At 70.4% G+C, this 15369-nt stretch carries 11 protein-coding genes; 9 read left to right on the plus strand and 2 right to left on the minus strand.

All coding sequences use genetic code 11. From position 1 onward, the window contains the following. Window positions 1-345: 345 nt before the first annotated feature. From POL72_RS49185 to POL72_RS49210, 6 genes are all read left to right on the plus strand, one after another. Window positions 346-2844 (plus strand): penicillin acylase family protein, encoded by a 2499-nt coding sequence (locus tag POL72_RS49185; protein ID WP_272104258.1) that lies wholly within the window; start codon window positions 346-348, stop codon window positions 2842-2844. Between the two features lie 257 nt (window positions 2845-3101). Further along, entirely contained in the window at window positions 3102-4967 is a 1866-nt protein-coding gene (locus POL72_RS49190; RefSeq protein ID WP_272104259.1) for an ABC transporter ATP-binding protein, read from the plus strand. Between the two features lie 112 nt (window positions 4968-5079). Next, window positions 5080-5712: an RNA polymerase sigma factor gene (locus POL72_RS49195; protein WP_272104261.1), complete on the plus strand. Its 633-nt coding sequence runs from the start codon at window positions 5080-5082 to the stop codon at window positions 5710-5712. After that, window positions 5703-7004 (plus strand): FecR family protein, encoded by a 1302-nt coding sequence (locus POL72_RS49200; RefSeq protein ID WP_272104262.1) that lies wholly within the window; start codon window positions 5703-5705, stop codon window positions 7002-7004. Before POL72_RS49195 ends, POL72_RS49200 begins: the two co-directional genes overlap by 10 nt. Window positions 7005-7102: 98 nt before the next feature. Then, the gene (locus POL72_RS49205) at window positions 7103-8173 is read left to right on the plus strand and encodes a hypothetical protein (RefSeq protein WP_272104264.1); all 1071 of its coding nucleotides are present in this window, start codon (window positions 7103-7105) and stop codon (window positions 8171-8173) included. A 75-nt stretch (window positions 8174-8248) separates the two neighbouring features. Continuing rightward, window positions 8249-9856: an NHL repeat-containing protein gene (locus POL72_RS49210; RefSeq protein ID WP_272104266.1), complete on the plus strand. Its 1608-nt coding sequence runs from the start codon at window positions 8249-8251 to the stop codon at window positions 9854-9856. A 30-nt stretch (window positions 9857-9886) separates the two neighbouring features. Here the strand turns inward: POL72_RS49210 and POL72_RS49215 are convergent, their stop codons facing one another. After that, window positions 9887-10879 carry an amidohydrolase family protein gene (locus tag POL72_RS49215; RefSeq protein WP_272104267.1) on the minus strand — a complete coding sequence of 331 codons (993 nt, stop codon included), beginning with the start codon at window positions 10877-10879 and terminating at the stop codon, window positions 9887-9889. A 254-nt stretch (window positions 10880-11133) separates the two neighbouring features. On the opposite strand from POL72_RS49215, the gene POL72_RS49220 reads away from it, so the two are divergent. The 3 genes from POL72_RS49220 (at window position 11134) to POL72_RS49230 (ending at window position 14407) form a co-directional block, all read left to right on the plus strand. Beyond that, window positions 11134-11913, plus strand: a complete 780-nt coding sequence (locus POL72_RS49220; protein ID WP_272104269.1) for a hypothetical protein — start codon at window positions 11134-11136, stop codon at window positions 11911-11913. A gap of 185 nt (window positions 11914-12098) precedes the next feature. Next, window positions 12099-14081, plus strand: a complete 1983-nt coding sequence (locus tag POL72_RS49225; protein ID WP_272104271.1) for a carbamoyltransferase family protein — start codon at window positions 12099-12101, stop codon at window positions 14079-14081. A 104-nt stretch (window positions 14082-14185) separates the two neighbouring features. Then, complete coding sequence (locus POL72_RS49230) at window positions 14186-14407, plus strand: hypothetical protein (RefSeq protein WP_272104272.1); 222 nt, start codon at window positions 14186-14188, stop codon at window positions 14405-14407. A gap of 58 nt (window positions 14408-14465) precedes the next feature. On the opposite strand, the gene POL72_RS49235 is transcribed toward POL72_RS49230, so the two are convergent. Next, window positions 14466-15293: an FkbM family methyltransferase gene (locus tag POL72_RS49235; RefSeq protein WP_272104274.1), complete on the minus strand. Its 828-nt coding sequence runs from the start codon at window positions 15291-15293 to the stop codon at window positions 14466-14468. Window positions 15294-15369 lie beyond the last annotated feature (76 nt).

Consider the following 15369-nt stretch of genomic DNA (forward strand, 5'->3'; position numbering starts at 1 on the left):
CCGGGCGGCGGGCGCGCCGGGAGCCCCGGCTCCACGATGTGGCGCTGCGGATCTCGCCCTCTGCTCCGGCAGGCTATCGACGCGCACAGTTCGCCGTTCCCGCCGAAGGCGCGTGATATCGTGCGCCCGAAGGCAGAAGGAGTATCGCTGATGATGCGTACGGCTCGTTTCGGTTCGCTGGTTCTTGCGTTCGTCTTTGCCGCTTCGGCGGCCGCCGTTTCGTGCGGCGACGACGGCGAAGCCCCGTCCAGCGCGGCAAGTGGCAATGGCGGTGAAGGCGGCGGAGGAGCAGCGGGTGGCGGGGGCGCAGCGGGCGGCGGCGCCGGGGGATCGGACGCCGGCGGCGTGACGATTCCCGATCTCGACGGGGATGTCCGGGCGGTGACCGACGAGCTCGGGGTCCTCCACCTCGAGTGCGCGTCCGACGACGACTGCTTCGCCGCGCTCGGTTACTTCCACGCTCAGAACCGCTTCTTCTTCATGGATTTCATCCGCAACCTCGTCGAGGGGTCGCTCGGCGGGCTGGTGAAGGCGGGCGCGCAGGTGCTCGAGCAGGACTATCGGAACCGCCATTTCTTCACGACGCGCGACGGCGAGCCGCTCGAGAGGGCGCTCTACGAGCAGGCGAGTCCGGAGGTGAAAGGGCATCTGGACGCGTATGCGCGCGGCGTGAACGCCTGGCTCGCCGACATGCGGAACAAGAGGAACGGCGCGACGCTGACCGTCGAGTACAACCTCGCGCTCATGGTGAAGGAGGCGATCCGCGACTGGAGGCCGGAAGACAGCACCGCCGTCGGCCTCTACGTGCTCAACGACCTCTCGAACAACAGCGGGCAAGAGCTCGAGCTCGCGGCGCAGATACCGCTGTTCGACGCGGCGCTCGCCGCCGATCTGTTCTCGCCCGCGCCTGTGTTCGACGCGTCCACCGTGCCCGCCGCGCAGACGGCGGACCTCGTGCGGCCCTTCGCGCCCGAGGCCGTGTCGCGGCTCTCGCCGCGCCGGGCGCTCCTCGCGGGCGCGGCGAAGCGCGCGGCGAAGGTCGGCGACGGCCGACGCAAGATGGCGGGCGACGCCGGGTCGAACAACTGGGCTGTCGGCCCGGGCCGCACCGAGAGCGGCCACGCCCTCCTGGCGAACGATCCGCACCTGTTGCTCGGCAATCCCAGCATCTGGTTCCCCGTCGAGCTCGACGCCAAGAGCAGGGGCGACGGCGAATACCACGTCGCCGGCGCCACGATTCCGGGCATGCCGGGCGTGATAGTCGGACAGAACGAGTCCATCGGCTGGGGCGTGACCACCGCGTACTACGACCTGGCCGACGTCTACCTGGAGACGCTCACCGGGGACGGCGCGTCGGTCGACTTCAAGGGGGAAGACGTGGCGATCGTCGAGAAGAAGTTCTCGTTCAAGGACGCGGCTTCCGGCGAGACGATCGAGAAGACCTTCCGCTGGGTCCCGCACCACGGGCCCATCGTGAGCGAGGACGCGGACGCCGGCACCGCCGTGACCATCCGGTGGCGCGGGCACGACGGCGGGACGGACCTCGACGCGTTCTTCGCCCTCGGGCGCGCTGGAAGCGTCGCCGAAGCCAGGACGGGGCTCGAGGCGACCAGCACCGTCAGCCAGAATTTCGTCGTCGTCGACACCGAGGGGAACATCGGATGGTTCCCGTACAGCAAGGTGCCGGCGCGGCCCTGGGCGTCGCCCGAGGTGCCCGCGTGGCTGCCGCTCCCGGGTGACGGGAGCGCCGAGTGGGGCGACCCGATCCCGTTCGCCGAGCTGCCGCAGCTCCTCAACCCGCCTGCGGCCGCGATCGCGACGGCGAACGGCGACATGACGGGCGCGACCGCCGACGGCGATCCCACGAACGACGGGCAGGGCGCGCTCCAGGCGTGGGGCAAGGCCGACGGGACGCGCGAGCAGCGGATCCTCGATCTGCTCGACGGAGGCGGCGACGCGCATTCGCCCGACACCATGACGGCGATGCAAGGCGACACGTACTCGCTCTATGGCAGCTTCGTCGTGCCTGCCGTGCTCTCGGCGGCGGAGCTGGCGACGTTGACGGACGCTGAGCAGGCCGTCGTCGACGCGCTCGCCGCCTGGGACTATACGTGTCCGACAGGGCTCGACGGGCACGATCCGGCGCGCGCGGGCAAGGTGGAGGACGCGACGCTCGCCGCCGAGTCGATCGGCTGCACGGCGTTCCACGCGACGTTCTATGCGATCGTCAGCGAGGCGCTGGGCGACGAGGCAGCGGCGGCGGGCGTCGATGAGCCCGGGTTCGGGCTGGCCTTCGTGGCGCGCGCGCTGCGCGATCCGGCGCGCCTGAGCTCGGGCCCCCTGCTCTGGGACGACGTGACCACCGACGGCGTGGCGGAGACGCAGGACGACATCGTGCTCCGGGCGCTCACGAAGGCGGCCGCCTCGCTCGCGGTCATCGGCCCGGCGGACGACTGGCGCTGGGGCCGCGTCCACACCCTCTCGCTCCGCAGCATCTTCGATAACTTCGGCCTCGCGGTGTACAACGCGGGGCCTTACGCCGCGCCGGGCGGGCTCTTCACCGTCAACGTCGCCAGCCCGAGATCGCGCGCGCTCCCGCCGGACGGCAAGAAGCCCAGCTTCGCCTTCGCCAACGGGCCGTCGATCCGCCTCATCATCGACGCGGATCCGGAGGGCCCGAAGATGCGCTTCGGCCTCCCCGGCGGGTCGGACCTCCACCGCGAGAGCGCGTTCTACAACAACCTCCTTCCGCAATGGCTCGACAACGAGCCGCTCGAGTTCCACTTCGGACCGGGCGCGGTGACGGATCCGGCGAGCGTGGTGGACGTCTCGCCGGCGCGCTGACCCTGCGCGATCGCGCGGAGGGCCCCGGCGGCGCCATGTCGCCGGTCGCCGCTGGCGCGGGTCATCGCGGCCGCCGCCCGCGCAGGCGCGTGATCCAGACTCCAAGGATCCCTCGGGTCCGCGGGTTCTTGGGACACCGATGATTCCATTCTGATGCACAGAGAACGCCGTTGCGCCTAGGGCTATCCCCTGCTCGTATCGGGGCGCGCCTGGCGCGCTTCTCCTGCGCTGCGATGAGGCGCGAATGAGCATTGGCCGTGAAGCGATCCCTGATTCGTGACCTGCGCCGCAGTCTGAATTACCTATCTCCCCACCGTGGCCGGCTTTCCGTGTGCCTCGCGCTCACCCTCGTCTCGGGCGGCCTGCCCGCGCTCGAGCCGCTCGCGCACCGCGCGATCTTCGACCAGATCTCGGCGAGCGCCGGTGTCTTCGGCCCCGGGAGCGGGCCGGCCGCGCCCGGGGAGCAGGGCGCCCGGGCCCTCGCCGGCATGACGCTCGCCCTGTGCGCGCTCGTCGTCCTCCGGCAGATCGCGGAGGGCCTGGGGGCGCTCTCCGTCTGGCGGGTGCGGCTCCGCATCAACCGGGACCTGCTCGACGAGACCACCGCGCGGCTGCACGCGCTGCCCCTCTCGTACCATCAGGAGAGGGGCGTCGGAGAGACCATGACGCGGGTCGATCGCGGCATCACGTCGCTCATGGACTGCCTCTCTTCTGTCGCGTTCCAGCTCTTCCCGGCGCTCGTCTACCTCGTCGTCTCGCTCGGGATCATGCTCCGGCTGAGCCCGCTGCTCGCGCTGGTCGCGGTCGGGTTCATCGTGCCTCCGCTGCTCTTCGGCAGGGCGACCACCGCGCGCCTCGTGGAGCGCGAGCGCGAGGTGCTCGACCGCTGGTGCGGTATCTACAACCGCTTTCAGCAGGTGCTCTCGGGCATCAAGACGGTCAAGGCGTTCGCGCGCGAGGCGGACGAGCACGCCCGGTTCATCGGCTCCGTCGAGGAGGCGCAAAGCGAGGTGCTCCGGAGCATCGGGCTCCAGACGCGGCTCTCCGCGGGCCGGAGCGTGTGCGTCAACATCGGCCGCGTGGTGCTGCTCGGCGTGGGGGGCCTGCTCGTCCTCCGCGGGGAGCTCGGCGTCGGCACGCTCGTCGCGTTCCTCGGCTATGTCGGCGGCCTCTATGGCCCTGCGCAGACGCTCCTCGGCGTCTACGAGACGGCGCGCCGCGCCGAGGTCGGCCTGGCGGCGATCTTCGGCGTGCTCGACGCCGAGGTCGCGGTCGCCGATCCGGAGCGCGCCGTGAGCCCGGAGCACATCCGCGGCGACCTCGAGCTCGACAAGGTGAGCTTCCGCTATCAGCGCGCCGCCGGGCGGGCGGTCATCGACGGGATCTCGCTCTCGATCCGCGCCGGCGAGTTCGTGGCGGTCGTGGGCCCGAGCGGCGCCGGGAAGAGCACGCTCGCCGATCTGCTCCTGCGGCTCCACGATCCGACCTCCGGGGCGATCCGCATCGACGGGCACGACCTCCGGGCGCTGTCGCAGCGCGCGCTCCGGCGGAAGCTCGGGATCGTCACGCAGGAGCCGTTCCTCTTCGAGGACACCATCGAGGCGAACCTCCGGTATGGCTCGCCCGACGCGACGAAGGAGGCGCTCCGCGCCGCGGCGCGCGCCGCCTGCGCGGACGGGTTCATCGAGCGGCTCCCTCTGGGGTATCAGACCCTCGTCGGCCGCGGCGGCGTGGCGCTCTCCGGCGGGGAGCGGCAACGCCTCGCGATCGCGCGCACGCTGCTCAAGGACCCGTCGGTCGTCATCCTCGACGAGCCCACGAGCAGCCTCGATATCGCGAGCGAGACGGCGGTGCAGCAGGCCATCGAGGGGCTCTCGCGGGGCCGCACCACGCTGCTCATCGCGCACCGCCTCTCCACCACCACGCGCGCGGATCGCGTCGTCGTCATCGACGGCGGGCGCGTCGTCGAGCAGGGCCCGCCCGCGGCGCTCCTCCGCCGCGGCGGGGCGTACCGCCGAATGATGGACCTCTGGCGGGCGCACGAGCCCTCCGGGGCGAGAGGCCTCGGCCGCCGAGCGGGTGCGCTGGAGCTGCTCGAGGCCGCGGCCGTGCCCGGCGCGTGAGCAAATCCCGAGGCGCCGGGTCGAAGCATGATCCAGGGGCGGGGGCGCAGGGCGACGCCGCACGCCCGATCTGAGCCGTCGCGGCGGGGGCCGGCCATCTAGAGGCTACCCGATGTCCGCGAACCTCCGCGTCGTTCGAAAGCCCCGTCCGCCGGACGGCCCTGCCGGCGCGCAGCTCACCTCAGCCGACATCCTGCGCGGCCTGCACGCTCGGAACCCCGCGGCGGAGCGCCGCCTGCTCGACGCTTACGCGGGCCTCGTCGAGCGGATGCTGTTTCGCATCCTTGGCGACGTCCGGAGCCTCGAGGACCTGGTCCAGGACGTGTTCGCCCGGGTGTTCTCGCGCATCGACGACGTGCGCGAGCCCGAGGCGCTGAAGGCCTTCATCACCAGCGTCACCGTGTTCGTCGCGCGCGAGGCGCTCCGCAAGAAGCGCAGGCACCGCTGGCTCGCGTTCTTCGCGAGCGACGAGATGCCGGAGGTCGCGGCCAGCGCCGACCCGGAGGCCCGGCAGGGCGTGCGTGCCTTCTACCGCGCCCTGGAGACGCTCGACGCCGACGATCGGCTGGCCTTCACGCTGCGCATCGTGGAGGGCCAGGAGCTCACCGAGGTGGCCTCCGCGTGCAAGGTGTCGCTCGCCACCGTCAAGCGCCGGATCCAGCGCGCGGAGCTCGCGTTTGTCGAGCGCTGCAAGAAGGACGAAGTTCTCTCTACCTGGCTCGCGGAGGGCGACCGATGGACGTGAGGACCAAAGACGTCGCGGCCGTGGGGCGCCGGGTCGCCGCGCACCAGGACGCCGCGCTCGAGCGGCTGGTGCGGCCGTCGACCGCGGATCGACTCCAGGCGATCTACCGCAAGGAGGCCGCGCTCTCGCTGAACGCCGGGGCGGCTCCCCTCTCACGGCGGCTCGGCGTCGCGCTCGCCGCGGCGTGCGTCGCCGCTTCGGTCCTCTGGTTCGTGCTGTTCTCGCCGGGCGACCCGTTGACCTACCGGGTCGCAGGGGCGCCCGGCGCCGTCGGCAGGTGGGTGGCGGCGGACGCGTCGCAGGTCGGGCTCGACTTCTCCGACGGGTCGCGCGTGGACCTCTCGCCCGGAACGCGCGCCCGCGTGACCGAGGTCGGCCCCCGGGGCGCGAGCGTCCTCCTCGAGCGCGGCTCGCTGCACGTGCGCGTCGTGCATCGCGACGACACCCGGTGGGTCGTGGCCGGGGGGCCTTTCGAGGTCCACGTGATCGGCACCGAGTTCGACGTCACGTGGAACACGGAGGCCGAGGAGCTCTCGGTCTCGATGATCACCGGCCGCGTGCGCATCCTGGGCCCGTGCGTCGACCCATCGGGGCGCGCGGTCGCCGCCCCCGAAGCGACGCGGCTGACGTGCGCGGCTCCTCGATCCGTTGCGCCGCAGGCGTCGTCGCCGGCGCCTGATCCGGAGGCAATCCCGTCCGCTCGGCCTCCCGCCCCCCTCCCGAGCCCGAGCGCCGCCGCGTCCGTTCCCGCGCCCGCGCCCGCGCCGCCGTCCCTTGGCTCGCCGCGGCCCCGCGCGGGCGAGCCCCTGGCCGATTCCCCCGCCGAGCGGTGGCGCGCGCACCTCGCCGCGGGCAAGCTCGGTGAGGCGCTCGCGGACGTGGAGCTCCTCGGCATCGACACGGTGCTCGGGCGCGCCGGCGGCGCGGAGCTCGTCGATCTCGGCTCCGCTGCGCGGCTTTCGCGCAAGCCGAGCGTCGCGGCCAGGTTCTACGAGGCGGCGCGCCAGCGGTTTGCCGGGAGCGACGCCGCGGCTGCAGCGGCGTACCACCTCGGCCGCATGGCGTTCGACGGGCGCGGCGCCTGGGCGGAGGCCGAGCGCTGGTTCGCCGTGTACCTCGCGGAGAGGCCGCGCGGCGCGCTCGCGCCGGAGGCGCTCGGCCGCTCGATCGAGTGCGCGAGGAACCTCCAGCTCCGCGCGCGCGCCAGCGAGCTCGCCGCGCGCTACCTCGCGGCGTACCCGAACGGCGCCCACGCCGGGCTCGCGGCGACGCTCGTCCATGGGGCCGATTGAGGCCTCCGCTCGGCAGCCTGCATGCTGGATCGAGCCTTCGCCCGCGGAGGTCGCGGCCGCCACGCCGGCGCCGCCTGCGCTCGCCGCGAGCGCGCGCCGTGGCGAGCTCGATAGGCTGCGCGCTCGTCGCTTCGCTGACGTTCGCGGCGTTCGCGGCCCCGTGCTCCGCCGACGAGGCGCCGCCGATCACGGTCGTCGCCGGCGCGCGCGGGGCGCTGGCGTACCGCCTCTCGCAGGAGCTCGAAGCGGCGGGCCTGCAGGTACGGGTCGAAGCGAGCCCGGCGGCGGCTGGTTCCGGCGGGCTGCTCATCGTCATCCCTGAAGGCGAGCAGGGAGCCATCGAAATCTGGTCGGACTCGAGCGGGCGCGCGGACCTGGTCGCGAGCGTCGCGCCCGACGGCCCGCTCGACACCCGGGTGCTCCGCGCGGCGGAGCTGGTGCGGGCGCTCCGGTCGACGGCCGGGGCCCCCGCCGGAGCCGCCGGACCAGCGCCGGCGGCCGTCGGACCAGCGGCGGCGGCCGTCGCGCCGGCTCCGGCTCCGGTCCAGCCCTCTCCCGTCGCGCCTCCTGCCGCGTTGCCCGGCGAGGCGTGGGGAAGCCCGCCGCTCCGCGCCTGGGCGCCGCCCTCGCCGCCGTTCGCGGTGCCCGCGGCGCCCAGGGCCCCGCTCGTCGAGGTGGGTGTCGCGATCGCCCTGGGATGGCAGGCGCCTGGCGCCTCGCTGGCGCTCGATGCCTCGCTCCGCATCTGGCCCTCGGCCCGGATCGGCGCCGGGCTCCTGGCGGACCTGTCGATCATCGGTCCGGAGATCGAGGCGGCGGAAGGCAAGGTTCGCTTTCGCCGCTCGCTCTTCGGCGCCGAGCTCGCCCTCGCGCCCATCGAGAGGAGCCGTCGATTCGGACTCGTCCTCTCCCCCGGCGTGGGTCTCAGCTACGTGAGCGCGTCCGGCGATGCGAGACCGCCCTATATCGACAGCGATGAGTCCACGTTCACCGCCCTCGTGTACGGGCGAGGCGAGGCGCGTTTCCGGCTCATCGACTCCGTGGTTCTCACGGCGGGCGCGCTCGGCGGCGCGGCGATCCCGCCTGTCGATATCCGGTTCGCAGGACGGGTGATCTCGACGTTCAGCCCGCTCGCGTCGTTCTCGTTCGGCGTCGTCGTCCAGAGGTGAGCCGCCGCCACGACAGGCGGCCATTCATAGGAGCAAGCCACGCGCACTTCTTCAATCGAGATAGGAGAGACCTCCTTGAAACACCTCCTCGTACCTGGATGCACCGTGCTCATGACGCTTGTCGCCGCATGCGACAGAATCCCGCTCGATCCCATACGCGATGATGGCGCCGGAGGTGGCGCGACGGGAGCGGGCGGGGCCGGCGGCAGCGGCGGCGCAGGCGGCAACGGTGGGGCCGGCGGCAGCGGCGGCGCCGGCGGCAGCGGCGGCGCAGGCGGCAGCGGCGGCGCAGGCGGCAGCGACGCCGTCGCCGGCAGCGGCGGCGCAGGCGCCGGCGGCGCCGTCGGCAGCGGCGATCCTCTGTGGAGCCGGCACTTCGCCGCGAACCCACGCCAACCCCACGTATGGGTGGGCAGCCGCATCGCCGTGGACGAACCCGGCAACCTCGTCGTCGCGACGGCGGTCGCCGATGGCGTCGACTTCGGCGACGGTCCGCTCTCGACAGGGGGCAGTCTGGTCTTCTCCCTCGCGAGGTTCGACGGCGAAGGAGAACCCCTCTGGCACAAGGAATTCCCCGGTTCCGCCTACCCGCGTGACGTCGCGGTCAACCAGGCGGGGCTCATTGCCACGGCGGGGACGTATTACGGGACCGGCGTCGACTTCGGAGGTGGTTTGCTCGTGGGGCAGGAGTCGGATGGCGACGCCTTCGTGGCCGTCTTCACGGCAGACGGAGATCACGTCTGGTCGGCTCGAATCGGCGTCGATGGTGATCAATGGGCGGACAGCCTCGCCATGGATGCAGCCGGGAACGTCGTCGTGGCAGGGACGTTCATGGGCCAGATCAGCCTCTGCGGCGCCTCGCTGACCAGCGTCGGTGACATCGACTCGTTCATCGCGAAATTCGACCCTGCGGGGAGCTGCCTCTGGAGCAAGCAGCTCGGCTACACGGAGATCCACAACGTCGCCCTCGACGCGTCGGGCAGCGTCGTCCTCGCCGGCAGCTTCGGCGACTATTACGCCGAGGCGATCGATCTCGGCGGCGGGCCGCTGACCACCGCGGGCAGCGAGGATATCTTCGTGGCGAAGCTCGATGCTGCCGGTGAGCACGTCTGGAGCAAACGGTTCGGCGACGAGGCGCTCCAGAGGGCGTACGGCGTCGCGGTCGACGGCGCTGGAAACGTCGTCATCAGCGGGACGTTCCTCGGGAGCGTGGATTTCGGCGCAGGTCCGCTGGTGAGCGCGGGAGGGTACGGTCCTCTCGAACCCGGCTCCGTCACGTGGGGCGGCAACGCCTTCGTGACCAAGCTGAACCCGGCAGGTGAGCTCCTCTGGGCCAAGCGCCTCGGGCAGTATGGGCCGCAGACGGCGCTGGACGCCGCGGCGACCGTGGACGGCGACATCGCGATCACCGGCTTGATGTACGGCGACGTCGACTTCGGCACGGGCCCGATGGACTGCACCTACGGCGATGCCTTCGTCGCGAAGCTCGACGCGACGGGCACGGTCCGCTGGGTGAAGCACACAGGCGGCAGGGAGCAACAGTACGGCTATTCCACGGCCATGGACGCGACCGGCGACGTGTACGCCGCCGGGCCGTTCGTCGGCACCATCGACTTTGGCACGGGGCCGCTGGTGACTCCGACGTCTACCCGGGCGATTTTCCTCGCGAAGTTCGGCCCCTGAGGCCGCGGACGGCGGTCCGCGAGGTGGCCCTCAGCGCAGGCAGGCGCCGAGCCATCGCGCGGCGTTCTGCCCGAGGGCGGGGCCCAGGAGCTCGGGGGGCAGGTGAAGGCCCTGATAGGTGCCGATGGTGCGGGCCGATTGATCGGCGGTTTGACGAAAGAAGCGAAACTTGTCCTCTTTCAAGAGACCCATGTTCGACTCCGCCTGCAGGTCCCACAGCTCCATCGACATGGGGTCCAGCCCGCTTGTCACAAGGTCGGTCCCGAACAGGAAGCGCTCGGGCCAGCGAGAGAACAGCCTGAGGAGCTGGGCGCGATCCCGCTCGAGGCTCGCGAAGCCCTCTGTCGCCGGGCCGGCAGACCCATGGCTCGTATCGACGAGGAGGCGCGGAAACGCCTCCATCAGGGACTCCATGCGCGCGAGGTCGGTCCGGCTGCCGCAGAGATGCGCGCACACGAGCCTCAGGTCGGGGAAGGCGCGCAGGACCGCCTCGAGCTCGCTCCTGTAACGGACGGTGTTGGCATGAAGGAGAACCGGAATCGCCTGATCCGCGAGCGCCTGCCACATCGCCTGGTGCGAGGGGTCGTCGAGGGGACGCTCGTGGAAGAGGTTGTGCCCCTGGTAAAGCTTCACGCCGCAGGCGCCTCGGCTGCGCAGCTCGGCGAGGTACGCGAGGTCGTCGTGACCCAGATCCAGGGTGACGAAGGGAATGAGCTTTCCACGGTGAGCCGCTGTGGCGTCGAGGACGAGCTCATTGCCTGCGCGGTAGCCCGAGAGGCCCGAGCCGCCGCGGCCGCTTGTCAGGTCCGGGCTCGCCAGGACGACGGCGCGATCGATGTGGTGCTTGGCCATGTGCGCGAGCAATGGTGCCACCGCGTTGGCCTCCGTCAGGTGCACATGGATGTCGATGACCTCCTGACGGGCCGGCGGAGCCGGCGACGAACGGCACCCCAGGACGGCGGCGAGCGCGGCGCCCCACGCGATGCTCCGGAAGCGAGCGCCGCGATCGGCGCGCGAGCGCATCGAATGAGGGCGATGAGGACGGCGGCGATCACGAGAGCGATGAGGGACGATCGAACGATGCGGATCCATCGCCGATAAGGATACGCGGTGACAGGGATGGCGCCATGAAAAAGGAAGGAGTCGCGAGAATATGAAAATGGCATGAGCTGGTGATTCGCTTCTGGACCTGCTTTGTGCGAACGCTCGGTGTTTGCGCCTCCAGGGCGAAGCTTCGCCCTGGAGTTGGTTATTCATTTGTGCCCAATGGAGTTATCATGTCGCTCATTCACAGCTCGGTTCGTCTCATGGGGTTCGCAGCGCTCTACGCGTCTTTGTTTGCAACGACGTCTTGCTCGCGCTGGCTGGACGATGCCGTAGGCCCAGGCGCCGAAGGAGGCGGCGGCAGCGATGCCAGCGGCAGCGGCGGCACCGGCATCAGCGGCAGCGCCATCAGCGGTAGCGCCATCAGCGGCAGCGGCGGCAGCGGCAGCAGCGGCAGCGGCGGCAGCGGCGGCAGCGGCGGCACTGGTGGGGCTGGCGTGGGCGGGGCCGCGACCGGGAGCGGCGGAGCGTCTGTTTGCGCGGACGACGCCTACGAGGCGAACGACGCGTCCACCTCCGCGGCTCCGCTCGCCTATGACCACACCGACGACAGCCTTGGTCCCAGCGCGTGGTTTTCGAAGATCGATCTCGTCCTCTGCCAGGGCGACGAGGACTGGTACCTGCTCGACACCACCTCTCTCGGCATCGAGGAGGTCAACTGGAGCCTTCGCGTCCTGGCCTCCGGGGCAGGGCTGTGCGGCGAGGGTTGTGAGCAGTATACTCCGCCCCCCGGTCCAGAGAACACGTTGATCGTGGAGGTCTACAGCGCTGCCACGATGGAGCTCCTCGGGGCCGAGGAGAGCGATCATGGACGGGTATGGCTCGATGGAGGGGGCGCGGATTCGGCGAACGATCTGCTGCTCCGCGTCTATGGGCCGCCCGAGGCGAACTACCCGTACGACATGAGCTTCGTCGCCAAGTCCTATGAAGGGGAGGACGAGTGCGAATGCTGAGCTTCGCCTGGCGCCGCGGCGCCCGCTCTACGACCTCGTCGTGCGGATTACCTCCTGCAAAATAAAAGCAGCCCCGCTCGGCCCGTCGGACGCGCCGCTCGAATCTCGCATGGATCGCCGTGTCAGCGCGTCGATCTGCGCGTGAGCGAGCTTTACTTATCGCATTCGAAGGCTACCCTCCATGCATGCGAATCCTTGGAATCAGCGGGGGTCACGAGCCGGACCATCTCGGTTATCCGAGACCAGCATTCAACGCGGCGACGTCGCATGACGGCGCCGCCGTCCTCCTCGAGGACGGCGAGGTCGTCGCGGCGATCGAGCAGGAGCGGCTGAACCGCCTCAAGCACTCGAACAAAGCCCCGTTCCAGGCGGCCCGCTTCTGCCTGGAGAGCCGTGGGCTCCGCGTCGACGAGGTCGACTACCTCTGCTTTTACATCAGCGAAGAATGGTGCGACGCCCAGGTGAAGCGCGGGCTCTTCTCCAAAGGCCCCGAGCTGCGCACGGCGAACGACGTCATGAGGCGCCTCGTGCTCGCCGAGTTCGGCGTCGACGTGGGGCCCGAGCGCATCCAGTTCGTCAAGCATCACACGGCCCACGCGATGAGCGCCCTGATCGGCTCGGGGTACGAGAGCAGCCTCGTCTTGACGCTCGACGGCTGCGGCGACGGCGAGTCGGGATCCGTCTCCATCGGCTCCGGCGGAGAGCTTCGCTCGTTGAGAGACATCCCGGAGCGGGACTCGCTCGGCAATTTCTACGTCCAGGTGATACGGTTCCTCGGGTTCTCGCCGTTCGACGAGTACAAGGTCATGGGGCTCGCCCCGTACGGCGATCCGCGCAGGTACCGGGCGCTGTTCCAGGCGATGGTCGCGCTGCTCCCGGAGGGCGCATGGGCCATCGACTTCGACAAGATCGCCGATCTCCACGGCGCGATCCGGCCGCGCGCGCCGCGGGAGCCGATCACGCAGGACCACAAGGACATCGCCGCCTCGCTCCAGGAGGCGCTCGAGACCATCGTCTTCCATTGCCTGCGGCACTTCCAGCGCGAGACCCGGCAGGTGAACCTCTGCTTCGCGGGCGGCGTCGCGCACAACTGCACCTTGAACGGGAAGATCCTCCGCTCCGGGCTGTTCGAGCGGGTGTTCGTCCAGCCGGCCGCGCACGACGCCGGCTGTGCGCTCGGCTCCGCCATGGCCGTGCACGCGCGAAAGGCCCCGGCGCGGCGGATGCCCGCGATGAGCCACCCGTACTGGGGGAGGCACATCGGCGAGCGGGGCGAGATCCGGAGAGCGCTCGACGCGTGGCGCGATTTCATCCGCGTGGAGGAGCTCGCCGACGCGCCGAAGGCCGCCGCCGAGCTACTCGCGGCGGGCAGCGTGATCGGGTGGGCGCAGGGTCGGTCCGAGTTCGGCCCGCGCGCGCTCGGCAACCGCAGCATCCTGGCGGATCCCAGGCCGGCGGCGAACAAGGACATCATCAACGCCATGGTGAAGAAGCGCGAGGAGTTCCGGCCCTTCGCGCCCGCGGTGACGGAGGAGGACGCGCGCGACTATTTCGATCTCGGCGGTGCGGAGACCATGCCCTTCATGATCTTCACCGTGCCCGTCCACGAACAGAAGCGACAGCTGCTCGGCGCCGTCACGCACGTGGACGGGACCGCGCGGGTCCAGACGGTCTCCAGGCGTATGAACCCGCGCTTCTGGCAGCTCATCCGGGCCTTCGGCGACATCACCGGCGTGCCGGTGGTGCTCAACACCTCCTTCAACAACAACGCCGAGCCGATCGTCGATTCGGTCGACGACTGCGTGACCTGCTTTCTGACGACGCGGCTCGACAAGCTGGTCGTCGGCGACCACCTCGTCCACAAGAAGCCCGCGCCGCTCTCGGCCTATGCGGAGCTCGTCCCCTCGTATCCGACCTTCGTGAAGCTGCTCTCGCTGCGAGGGCCCACGCCGGGCGGCTACGAGGTCGAGCGCGCGATCGTCACGACCTACAATGACGCACGAACCCCGGTCTCCGCCGAGGCGTTCGAGGTCCTCTGGCGGGCCGACGGCCGGAAGCGGCTCCGCGAGCTGCTCGACGGCGTGGAGGATCGGGAGGCGGTGATCGCCGAGCTGATCGAGCTGTGGTCGCAGCGCGTGGTGCGCCTGCTGCCTGCCACCGACGATTGACGGCGGAGGAGGGGGGGCGCCGCCGAGCGCCCCGCGGCCGGCGCTCCCCCGCATTCTCATAGGCGTTACCACCATCGGTCACCAACCTGAACGTTTACGTGGTCGTGAACGTGAACGTGAACGTTTACGTGGTCGTGAACGTGAACGTGAACGTTTACGTGGTCGTGAACGTGAACGTTTACGTGGTCGTGAACGTTTACGTAGTCGTGGTCGTGGTCGTGGTCGTGGTCGTTCACGGCCTATCGTTGACGACCACGACCACGACCACGACCACGACTACGACCACGACCACGACTACGACTACGACTACGACTGCGACTACGTAAACGTTCGGATGTAGGAAAACGCGGCGCGAAGCTTGGTTGACGTCGACGCTCCCGCATTCTACCGGTACCCCGCCACGGTGATGATCACGTCCTCGGGGCAGATCTGGTCGGTCTCCACCTCGAACCCGTGATCGCGCAGCATCCGCCGGACACGCTCGCCTCTCCCGCCGAAGTCGTGCAGCTCGAGGACGACGGCCCGGATCCTCCCCCAGTCATCGGGGCGAATGCCCTCCAGCACGTCGATCTCGGCCTTCTCGGCGTCGATCTTGAGCAGGTCGATCTGCCCGATCTGCTCCCGCTCGATGAGCTCGGACAGCGTCGCGAGCTCGCACTCCACTCGCCTCATTCCACGCCTCATCCACCAGGCATGACAGTCGATGAGCACCGAGTTCACCGCGCGCGGGAGGTGCTTCATATAGGCCGGCAGATCCGCGTGGTGCTTCTCCCGGATCCGCTCGTCGTAGATGGCCGCGAGCGTGGCCTGTTTGTCGTCGCTCGCCATCATGTCGTACATGCTCGAGATGGCGCCCTGGCGTGGAGCGTAGTGGAACGTCGCCGTGCCCGCGGCCCGACCCAGGCCCGCGCGGTGCAGGCGCACGCGCTCCGAGCCGGACGATCCCAGGTTCATCCGGAGGAGCTCGAAGGTCTCGGGGATCGGCTCGAAGCAGTGGATCCGCGCTCGCCCGCCTGTGCGCTTCAGCACCTCGAGCGCGAAGAGACCGATGTTCGCGCCGACGTCGATCACGGTCACCTCTCCGCTGGTCAGGAGGCTCTGCACGCGGGGCCGGAAGTAGCCCTGCACCTGGAGATGCAGCGTCCTCGCCATGTCGGGGACGCGATCGTGAACGACCCTCTGGTCTGGCAACTCGATTGCGAACGTCTTCATATGGGCTCATCCAAACGTAATTTGGGCTCATCCAAACGTAGTGTGTCCATCCCTCGCCCCGCCGCGCGCACGCGCG

Source organism: Sorangium aterium (assembly GCF_028368935.1).
Lineage (GTDB): Bacteria > Myxococcota_A > Polyangia > Polyangiales > Polyangiaceae > Sorangium > Sorangium atrum.